The following is a 24736-nucleotide window of genomic DNA, read 5'->3' as shown; positions in this document are numbered from 1 at the left end:
GATCAAAGAAACGTAGGGTGAGAAGATGGTAACCATAAAAGATATCGCTTATAAAGCTGGTGTAGCTAAAAGTACGGTTTCTAGGTATTTGAATGGCGGATCCGTTAGTAAAAAAACGAGGGCCAAGTTAGATCAAATTGTTAGTGAGACCGGCTATGCACCGAATACTTTTGCGCAAAGTTTAAAAGCGAAAAAAACAAAGATGATAGGTACCATCATTCCTCGACTAGATTCCTTCGCAACAAATACGATATTAGCGAGTATCGATGAAGAATTAAGAAATAAACATTATCAATTAATTATTACAAATACAAATCAAAATGTTGAACATGAAGTTGAAAATATTTATACTTTGGCTAAACAAAAAGTGGATGGCATTATTTTATTGGCAACGGTTGTAACTCAAGCGCATAGAAAAGCAATCGCAGACGTCAATATTCCAGTTCTGCTACTGGGACAATTTGCAGATGGATTAAATACAATTGTTCATCAAGAGTATGAAGCTGGGTTTAAAATGGGAAGTTATGCAACTAATTTAGGGCACAAAACCTTTTTATATTTTACCGTTCTTGAAGAAGATGAGGCAGTTGGGCAGTTGAGGTCGAAAGGCGTTTTAGATGCGTTGAAATGCTCTCCAGAGACGACTGTTGAAGTTGTTGAAACTAGTTTTTCCTTTTCAAAAGCGTATGAAAAGGCGATGAGTGTATTGACAGAAACAACGGCGACGTATGTTTTGTGTGCAACTGATAATATCGCGTTAGCCGTTATGAAAGCTGCTCACACATTAGGACTGAGTATTCCGACTGATTTCTCATTATCTGGCTTTGGCGGTTATGAAGTTACTTCCATTGTTACACCAACTATTACGACTGTAAAATACCCATACGAAGAATTAGGTTCTGTTTCAGTAGCGAACCTCATTGAATTAATTGAAGGTAAAGACAGCATACGTAATTTAGAATTGCCTAATATTTTGGTAAAGAGAGAATCAACTACTTCTTATCAAAAAAGTTCGATATAATTTTGACATTATATCGAACTTTTTTGATTTTTTATATCGATATAAGATACATTTTAATTAACCGATATGGCAGTCAAATGACTTTATGCACTATAACGTGCATCGTATTTAGCTCATAAGGTAGTCATAGAATTTTTATATACATTAAACTAGACAGAACAAATGAAATCGGTTAAACTAAAAATAGAAACCGGTTCCAAAATAGAAAAGGAGGAAGAGTCATGTCGAATAATAAAGAAATAGCAAAAGAAGTTATAGCAGCAGTTGGAGGAAAAGAAAATATCCGTTCTATAGCTCATTGTGCAACTAGATTAAGGATTATGGTAAACGATGAAAATAAAATAGATAAAAATACAGTAGAAGGTATTGAAAAAGTAAAAGGTGCATTTTATAATTCAGGACAATTTCAAATCATTTTTGGAACCGGTACCGTAAATAAAATATATGATGAAGTTGTTGGCTTAGGTGTCAATGAAGGATCAACTGGTGAAATGAAACAGGAAACAAAAAAACAAGGTAATGCCTTCCAACGTGTCATTCGTACATTTGGGGATGTATTTGTTCCTATCATTCCAGTATTAGTTGCTACAGGTCTGTTTATGGGATTACGTGGATTATTGACCCAAGAACAAGTTTTAGCTGTCTTTGGAATGGTCCCAACTGATATTAGCCCTAATTTCTTATTATATACTCAGGTGTTAACGGATACAGCTTTTGCTTTTTTACCAGCTTTAGTTGCTTGGTCTTCATTTAAAGTTTTTGGCGGATCACCCATCATTGGGATCGTCTTAGGATTAATGCTAGTCAATCCATCTCTTCCAAATGCTTATGAAGTAGCCGGTGGAACAGTAGACCCAATCACCATGTTTGGTTTCATTCCAGTAGTTGGCTATCAAGGAACCGTGTTACCGGCCTTTATTGCTGGTTTTGTAGGAGCAAAATTGGAAAGATGGATCCGCAAACGGGTACCAGAAACGCTTGATTTATTGGTAACGCCATTCATGACATTACTGATTATGAGTATCTTGTCATTATTTATAATTGGACCAGTTTTTCATTCTTTAGAAGTGGTTGTATTAAATGCCACTATTTGGGTGTTAGGATTGCCATTTGGTTTGGCAGGGTTGGTACTAGGAACAATAAATCAACTGATTGTTGTAACAGGAATTCATCATCTCTTCAACTTCTTGGAGATTCAACTGCTAGCAAATACTGGTGTGAACCCATATAACGGAATTATTACAGCCAGTGTTGCGGCACAAGGTGGAGCTTCATTAGCTGTAGCTATGAAGACAAAATCTAAGAAATTAAAAGCATTAGCCTATCCTTCTACCTTATCTGCTTTCTTAGGTATTACTGAGCCAGCCGTATTTGGAGTGAATTTGCGATATGTTAAACCGTTTGTCTTTGCATTAGTTGGTGGAGGAGTCGGTGGTTTCTATGGTAGCTTAGTTGGACTGGAAGCTACAGGAATGTCTTTAACAGTTATTCCAGGAATATTGCTGTATTTAGATGACCTGAGCCATATTCTTTTATATATTTTAACAAATGTTATCGCGATTGCTGTAGCATTTACATTAACTTATTTATTTGGATACAGTGACAAAATGAGAGAAGAAATTGAAGGCTGAAAGGACGTTTAGATATATGGAACAAACCAATAAAATGGAGCAATATGAGTTGGGCTATCATATTCGACCACCTCATGGGTTGCTAAATGATCCAAACGGACTCGTGTACTATAAAGGTATTTATCATGTTTTCTATCAATGGAATCAAACGGATACAACACACCAGTCAAAAAGCTGGGGTCATATGACAACGAAAGATTTTATCCGTTGGGAAACTCATCAGCCAGCATTAGAACCTATTGATTGGTATGATAGAGACGGATGCTACTCTGGTAGTGCCGTTGTTTTTGAAGAAAAAATGTATGTATTCTACACTGGAAACGTTCGGGGGAAAAATGGAGAACGCAAAAGCTATCAATGTTTAGCTATTTCAGAAGATGGCATCCATTTTGAAAAAAAAGGACCGGTTTTAGAGCATCCAATAAAAGGCTACACCGCCCACGTTAGAGATCCGAAAGTTTGGCAAGGAAAAGACGGAAACTGGTGGATGATCTTAGGGGCACAAAAAGAAGAAACCTTAACTGGGGATGCATTAATGTATCAGTCTACTAATTTAATCGACTGGTCCTTAACTGGATCGTTGATGGATGAACCTCTCTCATTAGGGTATATGTGGGAATGTCCGGATGTCTTGAGATTTGATGACAAAGATGTATTTGCATTCTCTCCCCAAGGCTTAACAGCAGAGGGAGAAAAATACAATAATATCTATCAATCTGGTTATTTCACAGGTGAATTGTGTGATAACGGTAAATTTATAAGAGATCATCAACCGTTTAAAGAACTAGATTATGGCTTTGAATTTTATGCGCCACAAACTTTTAAGGATACTGGTGGACGAACGATTCTATATGCGTGGGTCGGTGTGATGGAACCAAAATTAGAAGCAGCTGTACCTACTAGAAAGAGTGGTTGGTTGCATGCATTATCTATACCAAGAGAAGTGACATATGAAAAGGGCAAACTTATCCAATACCCTATTGCTGAAACAACTCATTTAAGAGAAACGAAGTCGGTAGTTAGCAAAAGTATCCAAGATGAAAGTTTTACGTTATCTTCACTCCAACAAGACATTCTTGTTGAATGGGATGCAGCAGCAACAGATTTTATTATTTATTTAAGAAATGAAATTGAGATTAACTATCAAGCATCAAATAAAAAAATTACCGTTGTTCGAACCAATTGGCTGACAAATGTTAAAGAAGAAAGAACAACTTTTTTAACACAGGATTTGATGGAGTTACGGTTACTGATTGAAAGCTCAATGGTAGAGATATTTTTGAATAAAGGAGAAGAAGTGTTTACGTTAAGATATTTTACAAGCGAAATGAACCATTCATTTAACTTTAAGTATTTAAATAGAAAAGTAGAAAAGACTATCACTGGATACACTCTTCGTTCATTTATAGTGAAAGACAAGAGTTAAATAAAAAACCTCTCAAAAGAATTTATTTTGAGAGGTTTTTTCATAGAATAAAGTAATTTATTATTTATTTAGCACGAATTCAGTTACAATAATAAGAGGATGAGTTAAAGGGGGAAATCAAATGGCAACATACAAACGTCTGCCTAAACATATTGGTATCATTCCGGATGGCAATAGGCGATGGGCTCAAGAAAATGGTTTTAAAAAGCAAGAAGGTTACAAATTTGGTATAGAACCTGGATTAGAGTTGTATCATCTTTGTTTAGAATTAGGTATCGAAGAAATGACTTTTTATGGTTTTACTGTAGATAATACCAAAAGACCAGCTGAACAAACAAGAGCTTTCCAAAAGGCTTGTGTAGATGCAGTCAATAAATTGAAAGATAGAGATGCAGACCTGCTGGTTGTTGGAAATACTAATTCTCCATTGTTTCCAAAAGAATTACTCCCTTATACTAAACGGACTAAATTCGGAAAAGGACTAATGAAAATCAATTTTTTAGTGAATTATGGCTGGAATTGGGATTTAAATTATGGCATTAAGCAAAGTGATTTTGATCCTAAACAAGATTTTACAAAAAATATTGCATCTTCAGATATCTCAAGAATGGATCTTATCATACGTTGGGGCGGTAGAAGAAGATTAAGTGGATTCTTACCGATCCAATCCATCTATTCTGATTTTTATATAGCTGAAGAAATGTGGCCGGATTATAATCTCGATCAAGTACATGCAGCACTGCAATGGTACCAGGATCAAGATATTACATTAGGTGGATAAAAATAAATGCAAAATTATGTTATTGTATATAAAGTGATGCAAGCCTAAGCTCCTGATTTTAGGGTTAGGTTTGTTTTTTTTTGTGGAATTTCAAGTTGAGCACAACAAATAAAGAAAACGATTACAAAAATTGGGTTTAAATCTCATTGATATAGAATGAGTAGACTATTATAGTTGATTTATGAAGAGGAGGTACTCTTTTGTTTGATGAAAAAGCTTACAGGCTATTCGAAGAAATAACGCTACATGATAAGATAAGTAAATTTGAAGTTATGAGAGTACTAAATCTAACTGAAAGACAACTTCAATATGATTTAGATAAGGTCAATGATACATTGCTAATGATGAATTTGCCTGTGATTAGAATAGAAAATCAAAGTTTCTTTATCGACAAAATATTAAAGAAACGAATCGAAATAGGAATGCCATTAAACATCAATGCAAAGCAATTTGTTATACCTGAAGATACTCGAAGTCTTTTGATTTACTTATATACCTATATTAGAAGTGAAGCACTATCAAATTACCACTATCAATTATTGTTGGGTGTAAGTAAGAACACTGCTTTAACAGATGTGAAAAAAGCAAAACTAAGCTGTGAAGAGTGGGATATCAGTCTAGTTTATTCCAGAAAGGAGGGGTATCACTTAAAGGGAACTGAGAATAAAAAATGGAAATACGCTTCCTATTGTATTGACTATTTATTATCCCAACCGTTAGGAAAAGAACTGATTATTTTGATTATTAAAGCTTGGAGAAAAGAAGAAGAGCTTGTAATCGTTCAACAAATAGTCGATAGATTAGTAAAAAAAAATCAATTAAAACTAGTTAAAAGTAGAAAAGCAGAAATGATTCTGCATATTCTCTTCGTTAAATTGAGAAATAAAACAGAAAAATTGCAATACACTGAATTTGAAAAGCAATTATTACAAAGACAGTTATTATTTGAAAATGGAAAACAATTGGCGACATCTTTGTTTAATGGGAAAAATGAAACTGTGGTGTATTTTTTTACTATTCAATTACTAATCACACAAGAAGAAATAAAGGATAACGAAAACCCCTTTCTTGAGGAATTAGCAGAACAAATTATTGAAGAATTTGAAAAAAGCACTTTATTGCCCATGCACTACAAAAAACAACTAAAGATAAGTTTATATAATCATCTTGTTCCAGCATTTTTTAGAATTACATTTGCCGTTCCGTTAGTCAATCCTATGGTAACTAGAATTAAAACAGAATACGCTGATTTGTTCGAATTTGTTAAAAGAGCCTTAGAGCCATTATCAGCTTTGACGGGAAAAATGATTAGTGAAACAGAAATAAGTTTTTTTACATTACACTTTGGTGGTTACCTAGAAAAAAGCAAAGAAAAGAAACCAGAAAAAGTAAATGCACTCGTTATCTGCTCAAATGGAGTTAGTACATCAATCATGCTCCGTTCACAATTGCAGGACATGTTTCCAAATATTCAATTCTCTCGTGTTCATACAATTGAACAAATTTATCATATTCCGATCACAGATTATGATTTGATTTTTTCAACAGTAGAAGTGATATCAATCAAACCAGTTTACCGAGTAAAACCCTTACTAACAGATATTGAAAAGAATCACCTAATTCAATCTGTATCTACTCAATTTCCAAGATTAAATTTAAAAAATATTTCAATTAATCAGTTAATGAAAATAATTCATAAATATACAGAAGTAATAGATGAGAAAAAGCTACTATCAGAACTAATTACTCTCATTCATTCAAGAGAAATAGAAAAGGGGGCTTATAAGCCAATGCTTTCAGAATTATTAACTAAAGATATGATTCAATTTACAAATCAAGAAATGGATTGGAAAAGTGCAATTACTAAGGCTGCTCAGCCTTTAGTTGATTCTAACAAAGTTCAATCGGGATATGTGGAAGCTATGATAAAAAATGTTGAAGAAATTGGAACTTACATTCATATAGGTAAAGGAATTGCAATTCCACATGCACGACCTGAAGCGGGTGTGAATAGTTTAGGTATTTCATTTTTAAGAACAACAACTCCTGTACTGCTACTGGATAAAGAAGAGCATAAAATTGATATTTTTATTTGTTTAGCCGCTATTGATAATCAAGCTCATTTGAAAGCTTTAGCACAAATTACGAAACTTTTAAGCAATGATACAACATTAAATGCTATTAAAGAATCAAAAACAGCAGAAGAGATTATTAGTATTATAAAAAAGGGAGAAGATGAATAATGAAAATTTTAGCAGTTTGTGGACAAGGATTAGGGACTAGTTTTATGGTGGAAATGAATATTAATCAAGTATTAGGTGAATTAGGAGTTACAGATGTAGAGGTTTCACATTCTGACTTAAGTTCTGCACAACCAGGAGATGCAGATATCTTTTTCTTAGCTAAAGATATTGCTGAAGGTGGAGAACAATTAGGAAATGTTGTTATTTTGGACAGTATCATTGATATTGATGAATTAAGAGAAAAAGTAAAAAAAGCACTTGAAGAAAAAGGTGTGCTTTAAGATTTTGTGCAAGAGAAATTAATAAATGAATAGGAGATAAAAAAATGAATACTTTAATTGATATTTTAAGTGCACCCTCCATTTTAGTTGCGTTTATTGCGCTTGTAGGTCTCTTGGTTCAAAAGAAAAAAACGTCGGATGTTATAAAAGGCACTGTTAAAACATTTGTTGGATTTTTAGTTATACAAGCCGGTGCAGGAATATTAGAAACGTCTTTGGCACCATTTGGTCTAATGTTCCAAGAGGCTTTTAATATTGCAGGAGTCGTTCCAAATAATGAAGCAATTGTAGCATTAGCATTAACTGAATATGGAACAAACACTGCTTTGATCATGTTTTTTGGGATGATTGCTAATATCTTAATTGCACGATTTACTAGATTTAAATACATCTTTTTAACAGGACATCATACCCTATATATGGCTTGTATGTTAGCTGTAATAATGGCTGTAGCTGGATTTAATACAATCCCGCTAATTATTGCAGGTTCTGTCGCATTAGGCATCATTATGACTTTATCTCCAGCTATCGTTCAACCATTTATGCGTGAATTAACAGGAAATGACAATGTGGCACTAGGACATTTTAGTGCAGTAGGTTATGCTTTAAGTGGTTATGTTGGAAGAATCTTTAAAAAGGATAAAGAACATTCTACAGAGAATATTAATTTTCCAAAAGGACTAGGATTCTTACGTGATAGTACAGTAAGTATTGCGATTACGATGATCATCATGTACTTTATCGTTGCTATCTTTGCTGGACCTGAATTTATTGAATCTGAACTTAGTGGAGGAACGAACTTTTTAGTATTTTCATTGATTCAAGCAGGTAACTTTGCGGCAGGTGTATTTGTTATTCTAGCTGGTGTTCGTTTAGTTCTAGCAGAAATTGTTCCTGCATTTAAAGGAATCTCTACAAAACTAGTTCCAAATGCTAAACCAGCACTAGATGTTCCAATTATCTTTACGTTTGCCCCAAATGCTGTATTGATTGGTTTCTTTTCTAGTTTTGTAGGAGGAATTGTTAGTTTAGCTATTATGTTAGCTGTTGGAAGCACAGTTATATTGCCAGGTGTAGTTCCACATTTCTTTACTGGAGCTGCAGCTGGAGTATTCGGAAATACAACAGGTGGAATTAAAGGATCAGTGGCTGGTTCATTTGTTAATGGTGTGATTGTTTCATTCTTACCATTATTCTTAATGCCAGTACTAGGAGAGTTAGGTTTTGCAAGCACAACGTTCTCCGATGCTGATTTTGGAGTAAGTGGTCTATTCTTTGGCACGTTAGCTAACTATGCAGGTCCAATTGCTATAGTTATTAGTTTAATCGTCATTCTTGTGTTAATGGCAATCCCTTTTAAAAAGAAAAAAACTGAAATGGAAACTAAACAAGTTTAATACTAAAAAAAAGAGAAAAATAAAAGATTCTGTATTAAAATAGATAAGATAATCCATTTATTAGGGATTATCTTATCTTTCTAATTTATATAATCTTTGATATTGAAAATAGAAGAATAAAAGAGCTTAGTTGAAATTTCTGAAGGAATATGGATTGCTTGTAAACATGGTTCCACACAAACAATCCTGTCATTCTATAAAGAATTTTATTTTGAACTACCATCACCATTTTAATACTACAGTTGTTTAGAATAGATTAAGGAGAGGAAATTCATGTATCTTGCAGATTACCATCACCACACGGATAACTCATTTGATTCTCAAGCACAGATGAAAGAAGTGTGTGAACAAGCTATAAAAATGGGATTGGATGAAATTTGCTTTACTGAGCATTTTTCCGTAAATCCAAAAGCCCCAACGTATGATCATATGAATTTTAACCGCTATTTTTTTCAGATAACAAAGTGTCGTGAATTATTCGGAAACGAATTAGTGATTAAGGCTGGAATCGAATTATGCGAACCGCATTTGATGAAAGAAGAATACACAGAAGCGTTAGCTTACTTGGAAATCGATTTTTTTATGGGTTCAGTTCATAATATAAAAGAAGAAAAATTACGTACATTCATGTTAAATAAAACGAAGGAAGAAATTTATCAACAGTATTTCGAAGAAGTCTATGCAATGGTTGCTGAAGCTGATATTGATGTGATTGCACATTTAGACTTAATTAAACGTTATGCAGTAGATTCAGTAGGGAATTATGATTTCATAACTTACAAACCTATTATTGAGAAAATAGTACGCAAAGCAATTGAACGTGGTATTGGGATTGAAATCAATACATCTGGATTAGCAAAAAAAACATTAAATGAAACCTTACCTTCAATAGAAATTTTACGGTTGTATCATTCATTAGGAGGAACAATTTTAACGATTGGCTCGGATTCACATTTCTCAAAAACAGTAGGGTCAAATCAAGAACTAGCTATTGAGATGGCAAAAAAAGTAGGATTAGATGGAATAACTGTATTTGAAAAAAGAATTCCGAGAAAAATTTATTTCTAATAGGCACAAAAAGAGGAAATAACCTTAATGGCTATTTCCTCTTTTTATTTTTAAAATATAGCGCTAACATCTTGTAATAATTCGTTTATAAATGTATACTTGTTTTATGCAAAAGACTAGACAATTAGTTTGGTTGTAAAGATAAAAAAAGGAGTGTTTAATATAATGAGGTACGAATTTCCAGAAGGATTCTGGTGGGGATCTGCAGCTAGTGGACCGCAAACAGAGGGCGTTTTTGAAGGCGATAACAAAGGGGATAATATTTGGGATCATTGGTACCGTGAAGAACCAGAAAAATTCTTTAACCAAGTAGGACCAGAGAAAACTTCTTACTTTTATGAAAAGTATAAAGAAGATATTCAATTAATGAAAGAAACCGGACATACAACATTTAGAACTTCTATTCAATGGAGTCGTTTAATTCCGGATGGCACAGGAGAAGTCAATCAAAAAGCTGTTGAGTTTTATAATGATGTAATCAATGAATTGCTTGCAAACGATATTGAACCTTTTATTAACTTGTACCACTTTGATATGCCTATGAAATTGCAAGAAAAAGGCGGGTGGTTAAATAGAGAAACAGTGGACGCTTATGTAGAATTTGCTGAAAGATGTTTCGAATTATTTGGTGATCGAGTTAAAAAATGGTTTACACATAATGAACCTATCGTACCGGTTGAGGGTGGATACTTATACCAATTCCATTATCCAAATGAAGTGAATATGAAAAAAGCTGTTCAGGTTGCTTATCATGAAGTGCTTTCGAGTGCTAAAGCGATTAAAGTTTATCATGAAATGAACTTAGACGGTGAAATTGGAATTATTCTAAACTTAACACCAAGTTATCCAAGAGATGAATTTAATCCTGAAGATGTAAAAGCAGCACAACTTGCTGATGCATTCTTTAATCGTTCATTCTTAGATCCTTCAGTTAAAGGGGAATTCCCAACAGACTTAGTTGAATTATTGAAAGAAATCGATCACTTACCAGTGATTGAAGAAGGCGATTTAGAAACAATTAAAAATAATACAGTCGATTTGCTAGGCGTTAATTACTATCAACCTCGTCGAATCAAAGCGAAAGAATCCTCAGAAAAACTAGCAGATGGTCCTATGCCAGATGACTATTTTGACAATTACATCAAACCTGATCGTAAAATGAATCCATACCGTGGATGGGAGATTTACGAAAAAGGGGTTTATGATATTTTAACAAATCTAAGAGAAAACTACGGCAATATTCGTTGCTACATCTCTGAAAATGGAATGGGTGTAGAAGGAGAAGAAGCTTATATTAATCCTGATGGAAGTATAGAAGATGATTACCGTATTGAGTTTGTAAAAGATCATCTAACTTATATGCATCAAGCAATTCAAGAAGGCAGCAATGTACAAGGTTATCATATGTGGACATGTATGGATAACTGGTCATGGACAAATGCTTATAAAAACCGTTATGGATTTATAGCCGTTGATATTGAAAATGAAGGAAAAAGAACAGTTAAGAAGAGTGGACGTTGGTTTAAAAAAGTATCTGATGCTAATGGTTTTGACTAATTAACTAATAAAAAAGCGCAATTTCCTTTTGGAAATTGCGCTTTTTTTAAATAAGTTCAGTTTTTTTAAATAAAAGACTAGACATATAAAATAAAAAATGATATTATTCATATGTAATCGATTTCAAATAATTGATGAAAACTAAAAAGAGGCCTATTTTTAGTTTGTGTTACAAAGTTTCATGTATTTATTCTACTTAGAAAATAAGAACAGAAAAGAGGAATACCAGTGAATGGATTTATTGATATGCTTGGTGAAAAATTACTTCCTATTGCCGGAAAATTAGGTGAAAATCGTTACCTTAAAGTTTTACGTGACGCGTTCATGCTTGCTTTTCCAATTACCATGTTTGGTTCGATTGTAGTTGTATTAAATAACTTGCCATTTTTCAGTGATGCTACAAAAGGTACTTTAGGGAACTTGTTCGGTAATGGACAAAATGCTACAATGTCGATTATGACCATTTTTGTTACATTTGGTATCGGATACTATTTAAGTAAATCATATGATGTCGAAGGTATCTTCGGTGGAGCAGTTTCATTAGCTTCTTACTTGATTTTGACACCGTTCTCAATGGTAACTGAATCAGGAGAAGTAATACCTGGTGTGTTATCTTTAGACCGTCTTGGTGCAAAAGGAATGTTTATCGGTATGATCGCAGCATTTGTTGCTGCTGAGATATATACACGTGTTGTAAAAAAAGGTATTGTTATTAAGATGCCTGATGGTGTTCCACCGGCAGTTGCAAATTCATTTGCAGCCTTGTTACCTGCTATTATTACTTTAACAACTTTCTTATTGCTTAATGCAGCAGTTATTGGATTCTTTAACACAAACTTACATGATGTTGTTTATACAGCTATTCAACAGCCTTTAACAGCTCTTGGTAGTGGGCTACCAGCTACATTAATCGCAGTATTCTTTGTTCAATTCTTATGGTTCTTTGGATTACATGGTCAAATTATTGTTAACTCAGTAATGGACCCAATTTGGAACACCTTAGCTTTAGAAAACCTTGATGCTTACAAAGCTGGTGAAGCTTTACCACATATTGTAACTAAACCATTTATGGAAATTTACACTGTTGGAATGGGTGGATCTGGTAGTACATTAATCGTTGTATTATTGTTAGCCTTTATTATGAAGAGCAAACAAAATAAAGAAATCGGTCGCTTAGCTTTAGGACCTGCAATCTTTAACGTTAATGAACCATTGATTTTCGGAATGCCGTTAGTATTAAATGCTTCTATCTTTATTCCTTGGATTCTTGCTCCTTTAGTAACAACAGCATTCAACTATGCTATGATGTCTACTGGAATATTCCCAATCCCAACAGGGGTTACAGTACCATGGACAATCCCAGTTGTTATTAATGGAATCATGGCGACAAGTTCAGTAATGGGTGGAGTACTTCAAGTTATCGATATGGCTCTTATCGGATTGATTTGGTTCCCATTCCTTAAACTAGTTGATAAAGTAAATCTTAACACAGTTTCTATGGCTGATTGATAATAGATAAAAAGGCATAAATTAATAACTAAAAAAAGAACTTGCCTAATAAGGCAAGTTCTTTTTTTAGTGTAAATTTTAGAAGGAAATAGCCTTTTTTTATCATAAGGCTAGTCTTATGATTTTAATTAAGCTATGATGATTGTGAGCACGAGAACAAGGAGGTAACCACTATGTTAAAGTACGAAGCGATAGCAGATGAAATAAGGAATCGCATTACAAATGGCGAATATAAAGTGGAGTCTCTTATCCCAGATCAAGTAACCCTATCAGAAGAATTTAAAGTGAGCAGAATGACAATTAAAAAAGCACTAGATATCTTAGCTATGGAAGGATTAATTTATAGGCAACGTGGTTCTGGAACATTTGTGATGAAAAATTCTCCCTTAAACGAAAAAAATGCCGCTGTTAATGAATACGATGGTCTAACTAAACAGATGCAAGGCCATAAGCTAGAAAGTAAAATTATTAAATTTACAGTTGAATTTCCAAATAAAGAAATGATGGAACATTTGATGATTGAAAAAAATATACCAGTATATAACTTAATTAGGTTAAGAATTCTTGATGATAAACCATACGTTCTAGAACATACGTGTATGCCAACGGATTTAGCAGTCGGATTAACGGAAGACATCATTGAGGGTTCAATCTATAAATATCTTCACGATGAATTAAATATAACTTTTAGTGGAGCGTATCGTAAAATTCGTGCAGATAAGTCTTCTAAGTACGATCAAGAGTATTTAAATTGTGATGTTCATGACCCTGTATTAGAGGTTGAACAAATCGTGTACTTAAAAGATGGTCGCCCATTTGAGCATTCACGAAGTCGTCATCGATATGATACACGTAGTTTTACATTTATAGATATGAATCAAAAATTTTAAAAGAATTGAACTCTCAAAGTAAGGGGGAGGAAAAATGACAAATAACCGTAAAAAATCAGTATTAGATTATTTAAATGAAATGAATAAAGGTGTCACAGCCAAAGATATTGCCTTAGCTTTATCTTTGGACCGTGCAAATGTTAGTCGTTACTTAAATGAATTGTATAAAGAAAATCAAATCGAAAAGATAACTGGACGTCCAGTATTGTATCAATCCATAGCTGTTACCGAAAATGTGATAGAAGATTACTATAAAATGAATGCTTTTTCTCGCTTAATAGGCTACGAAGCTTCTCTAAAAGAAATGGTGCAACAAGCAAAAGCGGCAATTTTGTACCCTCCCAACGGCTTGCATACTATTATTTTTGGACAAACAGGAACAGGGAAGTCGTTATTTGCAGAATGTATGTATCAATTTGCGATTGAATCAAGAGCATTGTCTAAAGAAGCTCCTTTTGTAACGTATAATTGCGCAGACTATGCCCAAAATCCACAATTGCTTTTTGGGCATATTTTTGGTGTGAAAAAAGGGTCTTATACGGGTGCTACTCAAGATCGAACTGGGCTTATTCACCAAGCCGATAACGGTATTTTGTTTTTAGATGAAATTCATCGATTGCCACCTGAAGGTCAAGAAATGTTGTTCACGTTTATCGACAAAGGAATTTATCGTCCTTTAGGAGAAAGCAATGAAACGCATCATGCAAATGTATTGATTATTGGAGCAACAACAGAAAAATCTAACGTATTATTGTCAACGTTTACTCGCAGAATCCCAATGGCTATAACCTTACCTGAGTTAAGTGAACGTACAGTGGAAGAACGTTATGAAATGATAGACCGTTTTTTGAAACAGGAAGCACAACGTCTTAAACAAAAAATTACCATTGAAAGAGAAGCTTTATTAGCCTTTATGTTGTATCAACCAGAAGGAAATATTGGGCAATTTCAACGAGATTTGAAACTAGTCTGTGCCAAAGCTTTCTTGAATGTTCGAATGGAAAACAGACAGTCTTTGAAAATTGATCAAAAAGACTTACCTCTACAAGTTCAAAAAGGGCTATTATCCATAAAAGAAATGCCCAAGCAAATGGAACGATTGATTCAGCTAGACCAAGAAGAATTTACTTACATGCCAATAACAGATTCAACTGATTCATTGGCTTATCAGCAGATTGAAAAAGCAGTCATACCCTTGATAGAAAAGAATCTCTTGAAAACGACAAATGAGAATCTTATAGAAAATTATCATTTAGACGGATTAGGACATAAGGAACAGAAGACGTATTTTAATGAATATGTCAAAACACTTTCAACCACATCCGATGTACGCAAACATATTATTGATCCAGTTTTAAAAGAATTGGTTGAACAAATGTATTCGCTTGCTAAAGAAAGGCTGCATCGTTCATATTCTACTAAAATCGAATTTGCTTTTGCTCTACATCTACAAAGCGCTCTGGAGCGAATAGAAGAAAATCAACGAATTGATTTTCCAAATTTGAACGAGATCAGAAAGAACTACTCGAAAGAATTTCAAGTAGCGATCGATCTTTCAGCTATGATTGAAGAAGCTTATTCTGTAGAGATTCCTTTTGAAGAAATCGGGTTTATCACATTATTTTTAACGAAACAAGAAGAAGTCGAAATGACTCAAAAACAAGAAGAAATGACGGCTGTTATGGTGTTGATGCATGGAAAAACAACCGCAAGTAGTATGTTGGAAACCGTAAAAGAATTATTAGAAACGACAGTTGGAGTGGCCGTTAATATGCCATTAACGATGAAAGTTCAAGAAATGTATCAACTGGTTCGTCAAACGATTGAGGAAAATAGGGAAACATACCAACAAGGGCTACTGATTTTAACAGATATGGGTTCATTAAATACTTTTGGAAATATGTTAGCAGAAGACTTAGGTTTACGAATTAAAACACTCCCTATGGTAAGTACTTTAGTCGTTTTGGAAGCAGTAAGAATGGCAAGCATTGGCCGTACATTAGAGGAAATTTACCAAAGTTGTCAAACGGTATTAAAAAGCAGCACAAAACAACTAACATTAGTGGACGTAAAGAAAAAGAAAGCTATACTAGTTACCTGTTTTACGGGAGAAGGAGTAGCTAAAAAATTAGAACAACGTATTCTTCCAGTAGTGGATTCTACAAAGGTAAAAATTATTCCTTTACAGTTTTTGCACCGCGAAGCATTCAAACAACGAATTGATCAGTTGATGGAAACGTATGATATTAAAGCTATAGTAGGAACTGTTGAATTTGACTATCAAAATATACCCTTCTATACCACATACGATATATTTAATGATGAAAAATTACTGTTGCTAAGCAATCAATTAGAAGAAGAGCTTCCCATAAACGAAATTATACAATCGTTGACGGGTACTTTGAAAAAAGTGGGGTCTATCCAACAACTGATGCGCTTTTTGCAAAAACTAATCCAACAAATGAAAAATCAGTTGAATGTTATGATTCCAGCTGGAGTGGAAACGGGTATGTTGTTGCATTTGGCATTTTTGATTGAAGGATTACAAACTGGTACGATTATTCGCGAATTTCATGGATTAGAAGCATATGCCAAAAAGAATCGTATGACGATGGACATAATCAAAGCAACTCTTATTCCATTAGAAAAACACTATCAAATGGATATTCCAGAGGATGAGATTGCATATATTGCTCAAATGATTATTGAAAACCAAGTGAAATTGCATATTTAAAAAATACACACTGAGGAAGTGTGTATTTTTTTATCTATAGTGTGTAGCATTACATTGACAAAGAAAAGGCTTTCTGAATGTGTTTACATTTTAAAATGTTGGCACGACAATTGCATTATAATAAGTGTAAAGCAAATAACTTAATGGAGTGATAAATAATGGCAGAAAAAACAATCATGTTAGTATGTTCAGCAGGTATGAGTACAAGTCTATTAGTAACTAAAATGCAAGCGGCTTCAAAAGCTCGCGAAATGGATACCGAAATTTTTGCAGTATCAGCAGCAGAAGCAGATAAAAATATTTCAAGTAAAAATATTGATGTTATGTTATTAGGGCCACAAGTTCGATTCATGAAAGGCCAATTTGAAAAGAAATTAGCTGGGAAAAATATTCCATTAGACATTATCAATATGCAAGATTACGGTAAAATGAACGGTGAAAATGTATTAGATCAAGCTATTAAATTAATGAATTAATTAGTGATGGTTATGAAAGGAAGTTTTTAAAGTGGGACAAGCAATAAATATAGAAACAATCATGGGGTTAATTATCCATGGAGGAAACGCTAAAAGCGATGCAATGGAAGCTATTCATGCTGCCAAAACAGATGATTTTGCATTAGCAGCTGAAAAATTGGATGCAGCAGATAAATCTTTAGTTGAAGCTCATCATGCTCAAACGAGTTTATTGACACAAGAAGCTTCTGGTGAAGAGCTAACAGTTTCTTTATTAGCTGTGCATAGCCAAGATCATTTGATGAATGCTATAACATTTAGAGATATGGCATCTGAAGTTGTTGACGTATATAAAAAACTTGCAGGGGTATCGATAGACTAAATGTAAGTTCATAGCAAGTCATAAAAAGTCATAAAAATTTCATTTTATGGCTTTTTATTGTTTGTCGAGTGCGTAAAACTGGCATGCAAAAGGTTTGATTGAATCTATAAATGAAGGAGAGTATAAAATTGAAAAAACAAATTCCAAAGGATTTTATTATTGGCGCTGGTTCGTCCGCTTGGCAAACAGAGGGGTGGAAAGGCAAAAAAGAAGGACAAGATTCATATCTTGATACATGGTATAAAAATGAAAGACATGTTTGGCATGAAGGTTTTGGTCCAGGAGTTGCAACCAATTTTTATGAACGTTATCAAGACGATATTGATTTGATGAAAGAAATTGGGTTGACTCATTTTCGAACCTCAATAAATTGGTCAAGGTTTTTTACGAATTATGAAACTTTAGAAGTTGACGAGGACTACGCTTCATTTGTTGATTGCTATATAAATAGTTTGATTGAAGCTGGTGTAGTACCGATGTTGTGCCTGGAACATTATGAATTGCCAACTTATTTACAAGATAACTACGATGGCTGGAGTTCAAAAAAAGTTGTTGAATTATTTACACAGTACGCAGAGATTGTTTTTGACCGTTACGCAGATCGGGTGAAATACTGGTTTACCTTTAATGAGCCTGTTGTTATCCAAACACGTACTTACTTAGATGCTATTCGTTATCCACATGAACAAAATACTAAAAAATGGATGCAGTGGAATTACCATAAAGTTTTGGCAACGGCAAAAGTTGTCGAAATGTATCATAGAAATAATTATGATGGTCAGATTGGCATTGTGTTGAATCCAGAAGTAACGTATCCAAGATCTTCTTCAGAAGCAGATAAAAAAGCGGCTGAGATGTACGATTTATTTTTCAATCGCATTTATTTAGATCCTTTGGTTAAGGGAACGTATCCTGAAGAGCTGTTTCCGCTGTTAGAAAAGCATGGTATCCAATTTGAGTATACAAAAGAAGAATTGGATATTATTGCACACAATACGGTAGACTATTTAGGAATCAATTTATATTATCCAAATCGAGTGAAGGCACCAAGCTACCAATGGAATGAGCAAACACCTTTCCATCCGGCTTTCTACTATGATCATTTTGAATTGCCTGGACGAAAAATGAATAAATCTAGAGGATGGGAGATTTATCCTCAAATGATGTTTGATTTCGGAATGCGTATAAAAAATGAGTACGGAAATATTCCATGGATGGTAACGGAAAACGGAATGGGTATTGAAGATGAAGAGCGTTTTATGGACAGCAATGGAATTGTACAAGACGATTACCGTATCGAGTTTATTACAGAGCATTTGAATAGTTTGATTGAGGTAACTGAAGCTGGATCAAACTGTAAAGGGTATATGTTGTGGGCTTTTACCGATTGTGTATCACCTATGAATGCGTTCAAGAATCGTTATGGTTTAGTCAGAATCGATTTAGACAATAACAGAGACCGCTCATTAAAAAAATCGGCTTTTTGGTACCAAGACATCATTAAAAATAGTGTTTTTGAAGTTCCAGATAAAACGCAAATCAGATAAATAGCGCCTAACTCAAACAATTAATAAGAATAAATAAAATAAAAATGGTAATCTAGTATTAATGGATTACCATTTTTTTGTTACCAATTGAAAGACATCAAAGAAGAGACATTAGAAATGACACTTTTAGGTGAAGGAGACATTCCTATAGCAGAAATTTTGAGCAAATTTCCAAGTGACATCAATACAGCTATTGAACACCCTTGCGGTAAAGACCCTTTAGCTGTATTGAAAGAAGAAGTCACGAAATTAATAACCATTAAACAGGTAGATGCACATTAAACCTCTGTCTATCAAGTAATTAGATTCTTAAGCTTCTCTTTAGATTAGAAGCAGACAGTTGTTTTTTAACTGTGAATAACTTATTATTTATTAGAATGCGTAGTAGAATAGGTTAATAGGCAGGTATAGACGGAAGATAAGGCTGTATAAGAGAAGTCATTAAATAAAAAAGGGGTCCTTTCTTTTGAAAATTGGAATAGACAAAATTGGTTTTTATGCACCACATATGTATGTAGATATGAATAAATTGGCAGTAGCTAGAAATGTAGAACCAGAAAAATTCACTATCGGGATTGGTCAAGAAAAAATGGCCATTGCTCCAATCACACAAGACCCAGTAACATTAGCAGCAAATGCAGCGTTAATGATACTGGATGAGACGGATAAAGAAAAGATTGATTTTGTTATTTTTGGTACAGAATCAGGCATCGATAATTCAAAATCAGGCGCTGTATATGTGCATCATTTGCTAGGATTAAATCCAAATGCACGTTCTATTGAAGTGAAACAAGCTTGTTATGGAGCTACTGCAGGAATCCAGATGGCAAAAGGGCATATCATTTTAAATCCAGAGAGCAGAGTATTGGTATTGGGATCTGATATTGCGCGTTATGGATTGCACACTTCGGGAGAAGCTACTCAAGGAGCTGGCGCGGTAGCTATGGTTATCAGTGCCGATCCAAAAATTATGGCATTAGAAAATCAAAGTGCCTACTTAACAGCGGATATTATGGACTTTTGGCGACCAGTTTATTCAGATACAGCTTTTGTTGACGGAAAATTCTCCAACGAACAGTACATTCACTTTTTTACAACGGTTTGGGAACAATACAAAGCCAAATCGGATTTAGCTTTAAACGATTTTGAAGCTATCTGTTTCCATTTGCCTTATACTAAAATGGGTCTTAAAGCTTTGAGAACTGTAATAGAAGAAGCAGATGAAGCTACTCAAGAAAAGCTATTGGCTCATTATCAATCAAGCACAATTTATAATCGGAATGTTGGAAACATTTATACAGGGTCGCTATATTTAAGTTTGATTTCTTTGCTTGAACAAAGCGAACAGTTGAAAGATGGTTCAAGAATTGGATTATATAGTTACGGTTCCGGTGCAGTAGGGGAATTCTTTACAGGTATTTTGCAGCCGAACTATCGCGAGTATTTACAAACAAAGAGTCATACTGAATTATTTGCTTCAAGGACAGAGATTTCGATTGAAGAGTATGAAGAAATTTTCCAACAAACAATTCCAGTCGATGGATCCACCGCAGCATTTGAGGCTACAAAAGATCCAGCTCCTATTTATTTGGCAGGTATGAAAGACAATATGCGTCAATATGTAAACAAAGCAAACTAAAATTAATGAGAAATGATTTCAATAAAAAAACTTATTTCCTTCCTTGATGATAACGTTCATCAAAGACGAAAATGAGTTTTTTGACTGTAGTAATTGAATATGATGTTCACTGTTCCATGAAAACCATTTTCATGGAACAGTGAACTAATAAAAAATCCAACTCTTCCATGGAAAAGTTGGATTTAAAAATAATACGAGTTTTAGGAGTTATCTTAGGTATTTCTGTTTAATTATATTTGACCTTTTTGAGTAACGCTTCTGCAGTAGACAGATTCATGTTTTTAGCTGATTTTAACTGCTCAGCGACTTTTTCGATGTCGCCACCAGTTGCTCCCGCACTGATTGCTAAAGAACGAGCTTGCAAGCCCATATGCCCTTTTTGGATGCCTTCAGTCACGAGAGCCTTAAGAGCAGAGAAGTTTTGGGCAAGACCCACGGAAACGATGACGGCTTCTAACTCTTTAGCCGATGGATTACCCAATAATCGTTTGCTGAATTGAGCAGCTGGATGGATGGAAATCGATCCGCCAACTGAGCCAACAGGCAGAGGTAAAGTTAATTGGCCAATCAAATCGCCATTTTCAGCCTTTTTCCATGAAGATAGAGCACGGTACTGTCCGTTGCGTGAAGCATAAGCATGTGCACCAGCAGAAATAGCACGCCAATCATTACCAGATGCTAAAACCACGGCATCAATGCCATTCATTATGCCTTTATTATGAGTGACTGCTCGGTAAGGATCCACATAAGCTAATTGACCAGCTTCAATTAAACGATCTCGCACTTCTTCACCGGAATGACCATTTTTTTTCAAGAGGTCTATGGGTATTTGGCAAGTTGCTTTAGCCAGACATTCTGTCGCATAGTTAGAAAGGATGCTCATTAAAGCCGTTCCTTTTGTTAACTCTTCAAGATAACCTGTAATGCCTTCCATCATAGTATTAATGATATTGGCGCCCATAGCTTCAAGTGTAGATACATGCAAATGAACCATTAAAAATTCAGGCGTTCCAGCGTCAGCATCAGCTTCAATTACTTTAGTAAACAAATCTGTTGCACCGCCTCCACGCTTAACAATAGAAGGATGAGCGTCATTAGCTTTTTTTAGTATGTGATTTTTGTGCTGAATCAAGTTGCTTTTGGCAAAAAGAATATCAGGAACATCTTTTAAGGCAACTTGCCCAATCATAATGCGTTCTGAAATATCGGTTTTAAAACCGCCTGCTTGAGCAATGATTTTTGCTCCGGCACTAGCGGCAGCAATGACAGAGGGCTCTTCGATAGCCATGGGTATGATGTAGTCTTTTTCATCGATTAAGAAGTTTAAAGCGACTCCTAACGGCAGTTCATAATTTGCTAAATGATTTTCAATCATATTATCGGCCAACTCATCTGATAAGAGTAGACCTTTTGTTAGCAACGAATCATCTGAAGTTAGACTACCTGAGGCAACAAGAGCATTTAGCCTTCCAACATGATTCATTCTATAAAATTTATCTAAATAGGTTTTATCCATCTTAGTATTCTCCTTGTATTTTCTCTTATCCAAAGTTTACCATATTCTATTCTTATACTTGAAATTTTTTATGATTAAGACAGATAAAAAACCTTCCATCTAAAGCTCGAAGAGCAGTGGATGGAAGGTTTGCGTTAGTTTAGTTCATTTATTCAGTGGTCAAGAATAATTATTTTGCTTCTTCTTCTTTTTCACCAATCAATTCAGGTTCAACAGCTTCAACAGCCGTTTCAGGTTCTTCAGCTGATGGAGGCAATACGCTCACAACAGATTGTTCAGCATCACTTAATACTGTGATTGCTTTGTCAACTTTAATATCTGAAACAGTTAATGCGTCACCAATTTCTAATGCGCTAACGTCAACAGTAAATTCAGTTGGGATATTCGTTGGAAGAGTTTCGATTTCTAATTCGTTTAATGTTTGAGAAACAATACCGCGTTTAACATCATCAGCATTTAAAACATTAATTGGAACAGTAACCGTTAATTTTTCTCCTTTTTGAATAACTTGTAATTCAACGTCTAAAATTTGATTTACAAGAGTTGCATTTTGGATCTCTTTGATAATAACTTGATGAGTTTCACCATCTTGAACGGCAACATCAAAGATAGCATTTTTACCTAATGTTTTTAAAACGTTATCCAATTCTTTGCTGTCTAATAATACTGCAGTGCTTGTGATACCTTTTCCATTAACGACGGCTGTTACTTTTTTTTCTCTTCTTGCACGATTAGCCGCTGAAGATCCGACCTCTGTTCTTAAAGTAGCATTAACTTTCATATTATTTTCCCCTTTCAAACTATGGTGATGAGTGTTTTGAGTTAACCTAACTAGTTAAACTAGAAAAGTGATTTTAAAACCCTTATCATGTATTGTAACAAAGAAAAGCGTAAAAAGCTATTTTAATGATTTTATAATTAAAATAGAGTGCTATGATTTTACATTTTATAAGCTGAATATTGAAATTTGAATTGCTGGATTAAAAGAATAAAGGTAAACTAAAGCTATAAATTAGACATTAATTTAAGAATATTGTATATAGAATTGGATGCGGTTACAAATTCCAGGACAAATAATAGATTTAAATGAAGGGAATGAAGCGTAATTATGTTATTGAACTCTAAAGACCATATTTTATTCATCGGGGATAGCGTTACAGATGTTGGCCGTGATAGAATGAATGCTGCAGATTTAGGCCAAGGCTATCCTCTAATGATAGCAACTGCTTTAAAGGAACAGTATGCCGAATTAGAGCTGACTTTTTCTAATCGAGGAGTTGGAGGAGATAAGTTGAATGACATGGCTGATCGCTGGGAAGTGGATTGTCTTTCTTTAAATCCAACGGTTGTATCTATTTTGATTGGAATCAATGATACATGGCATACGGTGGGACAAGATCAGTTTGGCAGTCAAGAAAATCTGCTGCAATTTGAGCAGCAATACCGCACTTTATTGACATCATTGGTAGAAAGTTCTGTTCGTCAAATTAGTTTAATGGAGCCTTTTGTCCTGCCATATCCAACTGATCGTGAAATGTGGCGTAGCGATTTAGATCCGCGCATTCAAGTGGTCCGCAAACTTGCTTATGAATTTCAAGCTGATTTAATTCCATTAGATGGCTTAATGAATGCTAATGGAATCAAACAAGGTTTTGCTTTACTAACAGGAGAAGATGGGGTGCATCCTACAAAAAAAGGTCACGAGCTGATTGCAAGAATATGGCTTGATACAATAGAAAATGATTGATGACCTTATAGACAGGAGTGAAGACAAGTGAATGATATCAGTAAGTTGATTCAAGGGAAAAATTTATCCGAATTGGATATAAAAATTTTGCATTATATTATTGAGAATATCGATGATGTGTTAGAACGAGGTGTACGTGAGATTGCTAAAGACAACTTCACCTCTCCTTCAACCATTATTCGGCTATCCAAAAAAATGGGCTACACGGGTTTTATTGATTTGTATTACCAATTGTTACCAATGGTAAAACAAACAGATGATCACTCTGTAGACAATGATGAAGATTTTTTACGTATTAGTCAGAAAGATTTTTTTAAAGAAAATAGTAGGGAAGATATCAACCAGTTTATTCAACAGGTTTTGTATTTAAAACAAAAATACATTTTTATTTATGCAACGGGTTTTTCGGCAATAGCAGCAGAGTATTTGTACAAAAAATTGTTGGTATTAGGTAAAAAAACAGTTATCGCAACTGGGACAGACTCAATAGGCGTATTTGAAAATAATCTAGAAGATATTGGTGCTTTTATTGTGATCTCAAAATCTGGGGAAACGCAACAAGTAATTGATAAACTACTGGTAGCAAAAGATCAAGGGATTTTTACGATCACGTTTACAAAGGAGACAAGCAATCGAGCAGCAGAACTATCTGATTTGAACTTTAAAATTAACGACAATAATAAACTGGATGATCGCAATATGTTACCAAATAGTTTTTTTCCTAGACTATTGATGTTAGTAGAATTTATTTTCAAAAATTATCTTGAGGAATTGCAAAAGAAAATGGGGAATGAGTGAAACGTGTTTCTAAAGTGCGAAACACGTTTTTTATGTACCTAAAAAGCTATACAATAAAACGTTTTCAAGATAAACTAAATTTATTAAAAGAAACGAAACAATAAAAAGTTGGAG

At 34.2% G+C, this 24736-nt stretch carries 20 protein-coding genes and 1 pseudogene; 19 read left to right on the top strand and 2 right to left on the bottom strand.

What is annotated here, in order from left to right; genetic code table 11:
• The first annotated feature begins 25 nt into the window (after positions 1-25).
• The 17 genes and pseudogenes from ACKI3H_RS05300 to ACKI3H_RS05220 all read left to right on the top strand — a co-directional run bounded on the left by ACKI3H_RS05300 (position 26) and on the right by ACKI3H_RS05220 (position 20561).
• Entirely contained in the window at positions 26-1021 is a 996-nt protein-coding gene (locus ACKI3H_RS05300; protein WP_407371231.1) for a LacI family DNA-binding transcriptional regulator, read from the top strand.
• Between the two features lie 221 nt (positions 1022-1242).
• A pseudogene (locus ACKI3H_RS05295) lies at positions 1243-2628 on the top strand (sucrose-specific PTS transporter subunit IIBC); the annotation flags it as partial.
• A gap of 40 nt (positions 2629-2668) precedes the next feature.
• Complete coding sequence (locus ACKI3H_RS05290) at positions 2669-4078, top strand: glycoside hydrolase family 32 protein (RefSeq protein WP_407371230.1); 1410 nt, start codon at positions 2669-2671, stop codon at positions 4076-4078.
• Between the two features lie 121 nt (positions 4079-4199).
• Positions 4200-4859, top strand: coding sequence for an undecaprenyl diphosphate synthase family protein (locus ACKI3H_RS05285; RefSeq protein ID WP_407371229.1), 660 nt, complete (start codon positions 4200-4202; stop codon positions 4857-4859).
• Between the two features lie 200 nt (positions 4860-5059).
• Positions 5060-7102, top strand: a complete 2043-nt coding sequence (locus tag ACKI3H_RS05280) for a BglG family transcription antiterminator (RefSeq protein ID WP_407371228.1) — start codon at positions 5060-5062, stop codon at positions 7100-7102.
• Positions 7102-7383, top strand: coding sequence for a PTS sugar transporter subunit IIB (locus ACKI3H_RS05275; protein ID WP_407371227.1), 282 nt, complete (start codon positions 7102-7104; stop codon positions 7381-7383). Before ACKI3H_RS05280 ends, ACKI3H_RS05275 begins: the two co-directional genes overlap by 1 nt.
• Positions 7384-7427: 44 nt before the next feature.
• Positions 7428-8780: a PTS ascorbate transporter subunit IIC gene (locus tag ACKI3H_RS05270; RefSeq protein WP_407371226.1), complete on the top strand. Its 1353-nt coding sequence runs from the start codon at positions 7428-7430 to the stop codon at positions 8778-8780.
• A gap of 273 nt (positions 8781-9053) precedes the next feature.
• Positions 9054-9848, top strand: a complete 795-nt coding sequence (locus tag ACKI3H_RS05265) for a histidinol-phosphatase HisJ family protein (RefSeq protein ID WP_407371225.1) — start codon at positions 9054-9056, stop codon at positions 9846-9848.
• A gap of 162 nt (positions 9849-10010) precedes the next feature.
• The gene (locus ACKI3H_RS05260) at positions 10011-11405 is read left to right on the top strand and encodes a glycoside hydrolase family 1 protein (RefSeq protein WP_407371384.1); all 1395 of its coding nucleotides are present in this window, start codon (positions 10011-10013) and stop codon (positions 11403-11405) included.
• A gap of 228 nt (positions 11406-11633) precedes the next feature.
• Positions 11634-12914 (top strand): PTS cellobiose transporter subunit IIC, encoded by a 1281-nt coding sequence (celB, locus tag ACKI3H_RS05255; RefSeq protein ID WP_407371224.1) that lies wholly within the window; start codon positions 11634-11636, stop codon positions 12912-12914.
• Between the two features lie 173 nt (positions 12915-13087).
• The gene (locus ACKI3H_RS05250; protein ID WP_407371223.1) at positions 13088-13804 is read left to right on the top strand and encodes a GntR family transcriptional regulator; all 717 of its coding nucleotides are present in this window, start codon (positions 13088-13090) and stop codon (positions 13802-13804) included.
• Positions 13805-13838: 34 nt separating this feature from the next.
• Positions 13839-16538 (top strand): sigma 54-interacting transcriptional regulator, encoded by a 2700-nt coding sequence (locus ACKI3H_RS05245; RefSeq protein ID WP_407371222.1) that lies wholly within the window; start codon positions 13839-13841, stop codon positions 16536-16538.
• A 158-nt stretch (positions 16539-16696) separates the two neighbouring features.
• On the top strand, positions 16697-17014 hold the full coding sequence (locus tag ACKI3H_RS05240; protein ID WP_407371221.1) for a PTS sugar transporter subunit IIB: 318 nt from the start codon (positions 16697-16699) through the stop codon (positions 17012-17014).
• Between the two features lie 31 nt (positions 17015-17045).
• Positions 17046-17375, top strand: a complete 330-nt coding sequence (locus ACKI3H_RS05235; protein WP_350466500.1) for a PTS lactose/cellobiose transporter subunit IIA — start codon at positions 17046-17048, stop codon at positions 17373-17375.
• Positions 17376-17503: 128 nt separating this feature from the next.
• The gene (locus tag ACKI3H_RS05230) at positions 17504-18922 is read left to right on the top strand and encodes a glycoside hydrolase family 1 protein (RefSeq protein ID WP_407371220.1); all 1419 of its coding nucleotides are present in this window, start codon (positions 17504-17506) and stop codon (positions 18920-18922) included.
• Between the two features lie 117 nt (positions 18923-19039).
• Complete coding sequence (locus tag ACKI3H_RS05225) at positions 19040-19204, top strand: hypothetical protein (protein WP_407371219.1); 165 nt, start codon at positions 19040-19042, stop codon at positions 19202-19204.
• Positions 19205-19388: 184 nt separating this feature from the next.
• Positions 19389-20561 (top strand): hydroxymethylglutaryl-CoA synthase, encoded by a 1173-nt coding sequence (locus ACKI3H_RS05220; protein WP_407371218.1) that lies wholly within the window; start codon positions 19389-19391, stop codon positions 20559-20561.
• Between the two features lie 226 nt (positions 20562-20787).
• Here ACKI3H_RS05220 and ACKI3H_RS05215 read toward each other — a convergent pair whose 3' ends face one another.
• Both ACKI3H_RS05215 and ACKI3H_RS05210 read right to left on the bottom strand, forming a co-directional pair.
• Positions 20788-22110: a hydroxymethylglutaryl-CoA reductase, degradative gene (locus ACKI3H_RS05215; RefSeq protein WP_407371217.1), complete on the bottom strand. Its 1323-nt coding sequence runs from the start codon at positions 22108-22110 to the stop codon at positions 20788-20790.
• A 136-nt stretch (positions 22111-22246) separates the two neighbouring features.
• Positions 22247-22858 (bottom strand): 50S ribosomal protein L25, encoded by a 612-nt coding sequence (locus tag ACKI3H_RS05210; protein ID WP_407371216.1) that lies wholly within the window; start codon positions 22856-22858, stop codon positions 22247-22249.
• A 327-nt stretch (positions 22859-23185) separates the two neighbouring features.
• Here ACKI3H_RS05210 and ACKI3H_RS05205 point away from each other — a divergent pair, with 327 nt between their 5' ends.
• Positions 23186-23824 (top strand): SGNH/GDSL hydrolase family protein, encoded by a 639-nt coding sequence (locus tag ACKI3H_RS05205; RefSeq protein WP_407371215.1) that lies wholly within the window; start codon positions 23186-23188, stop codon positions 23822-23824.
• 27 nt (positions 23825-23851) lie between these two features.
• Positions 23852-24622 (top strand): MurR/RpiR family transcriptional regulator, encoded by a 771-nt coding sequence (locus ACKI3H_RS05200; RefSeq protein WP_407371214.1) that lies wholly within the window; start codon positions 23852-23854, stop codon positions 24620-24622.
• Positions 24623-24736: the final 114 nt, after the last annotated feature.

It is taken from the genome of Carnobacterium sp., assembly GCF_045617425.1.
Classification (GTDB): Bacteria; Bacillota; Bacilli; order Lactobacillales; family Carnobacteriaceae; genus Carnobacterium_B.
The sequence above is the reverse complement of the archived record's forward strand: the minus strand, read 5'-3'. Positions and strand labels throughout refer to the sequence as shown.

Coding starts and splice junctions, on each gene's coding strand:
- ACKI3H_RS05265 (WP_407371225.1), top strand. CDS start 9,054: ATGTATCTTGCAGATTACCATCACCACACGGATAACTCATTTGATTCT.
- ACKI3H_RS05245 (WP_407371222.1), top strand. CDS start 13,839: ATGACAAATAACCGTAAAAAATCAGTATTAGATTATTTAAATGAAATG.
- ACKI3H_RS05210 (WP_407371216.1), bottom strand. CDS start 22,858: ATGAAAGTTAATGCTACTTTAAGAACAGAGGTCGGATCTTCAGCGGCT.
- ACKI3H_RS05285 (WP_407371229.1), top strand. CDS start 4,200: ATGGCAACATACAAACGTCTGCCTAAACATATTGGTATCATTCCGGAT.
- ACKI3H_RS05275 (WP_407371227.1), top strand. CDS start 7,102: ATGAAAATTTTAGCAGTTTGTGGACAAGGATTAGGGACTAGTTTTATG.
- ACKI3H_RS05300 (WP_407371231.1), top strand. CDS start 26: ATGGTAACCATAAAAGATATCGCTTATAAAGCTGGTGTAGCTAAAAGT.
- ACKI3H_RS05240 (WP_407371221.1), top strand. CDS start 16,697: ATGGCAGAAAAAACAATCATGTTAGTATGTTCAGCAGGTATGAGTACA.
- ACKI3H_RS05250 (WP_407371223.1), top strand. CDS start 13,088: ATGTTAAAGTACGAAGCGATAGCAGATGAAATAAGGAATCGCATTACA.
- ACKI3H_RS05225 (WP_407371219.1), top strand. CDS start 19,040: ATGACACTTTTAGGTGAAGGAGACATTCCTATAGCAGAAATTTTGAGC.
- ACKI3H_RS05270 (WP_407371226.1), top strand. CDS start 7,428: ATGAATACTTTAATTGATATTTTAAGTGCACCCTCCATTTTAGTTGCG.
- ACKI3H_RS05290 (WP_407371230.1), top strand. CDS start 2,669: ATGGAACAAACCAATAAAATGGAGCAATATGAGTTGGGCTATCATATT.
- ACKI3H_RS05205 (WP_407371215.1), top strand. CDS start 23,186: ATGTTATTGAACTCTAAAGACCATATTTTATTCATCGGGGATAGCGTT.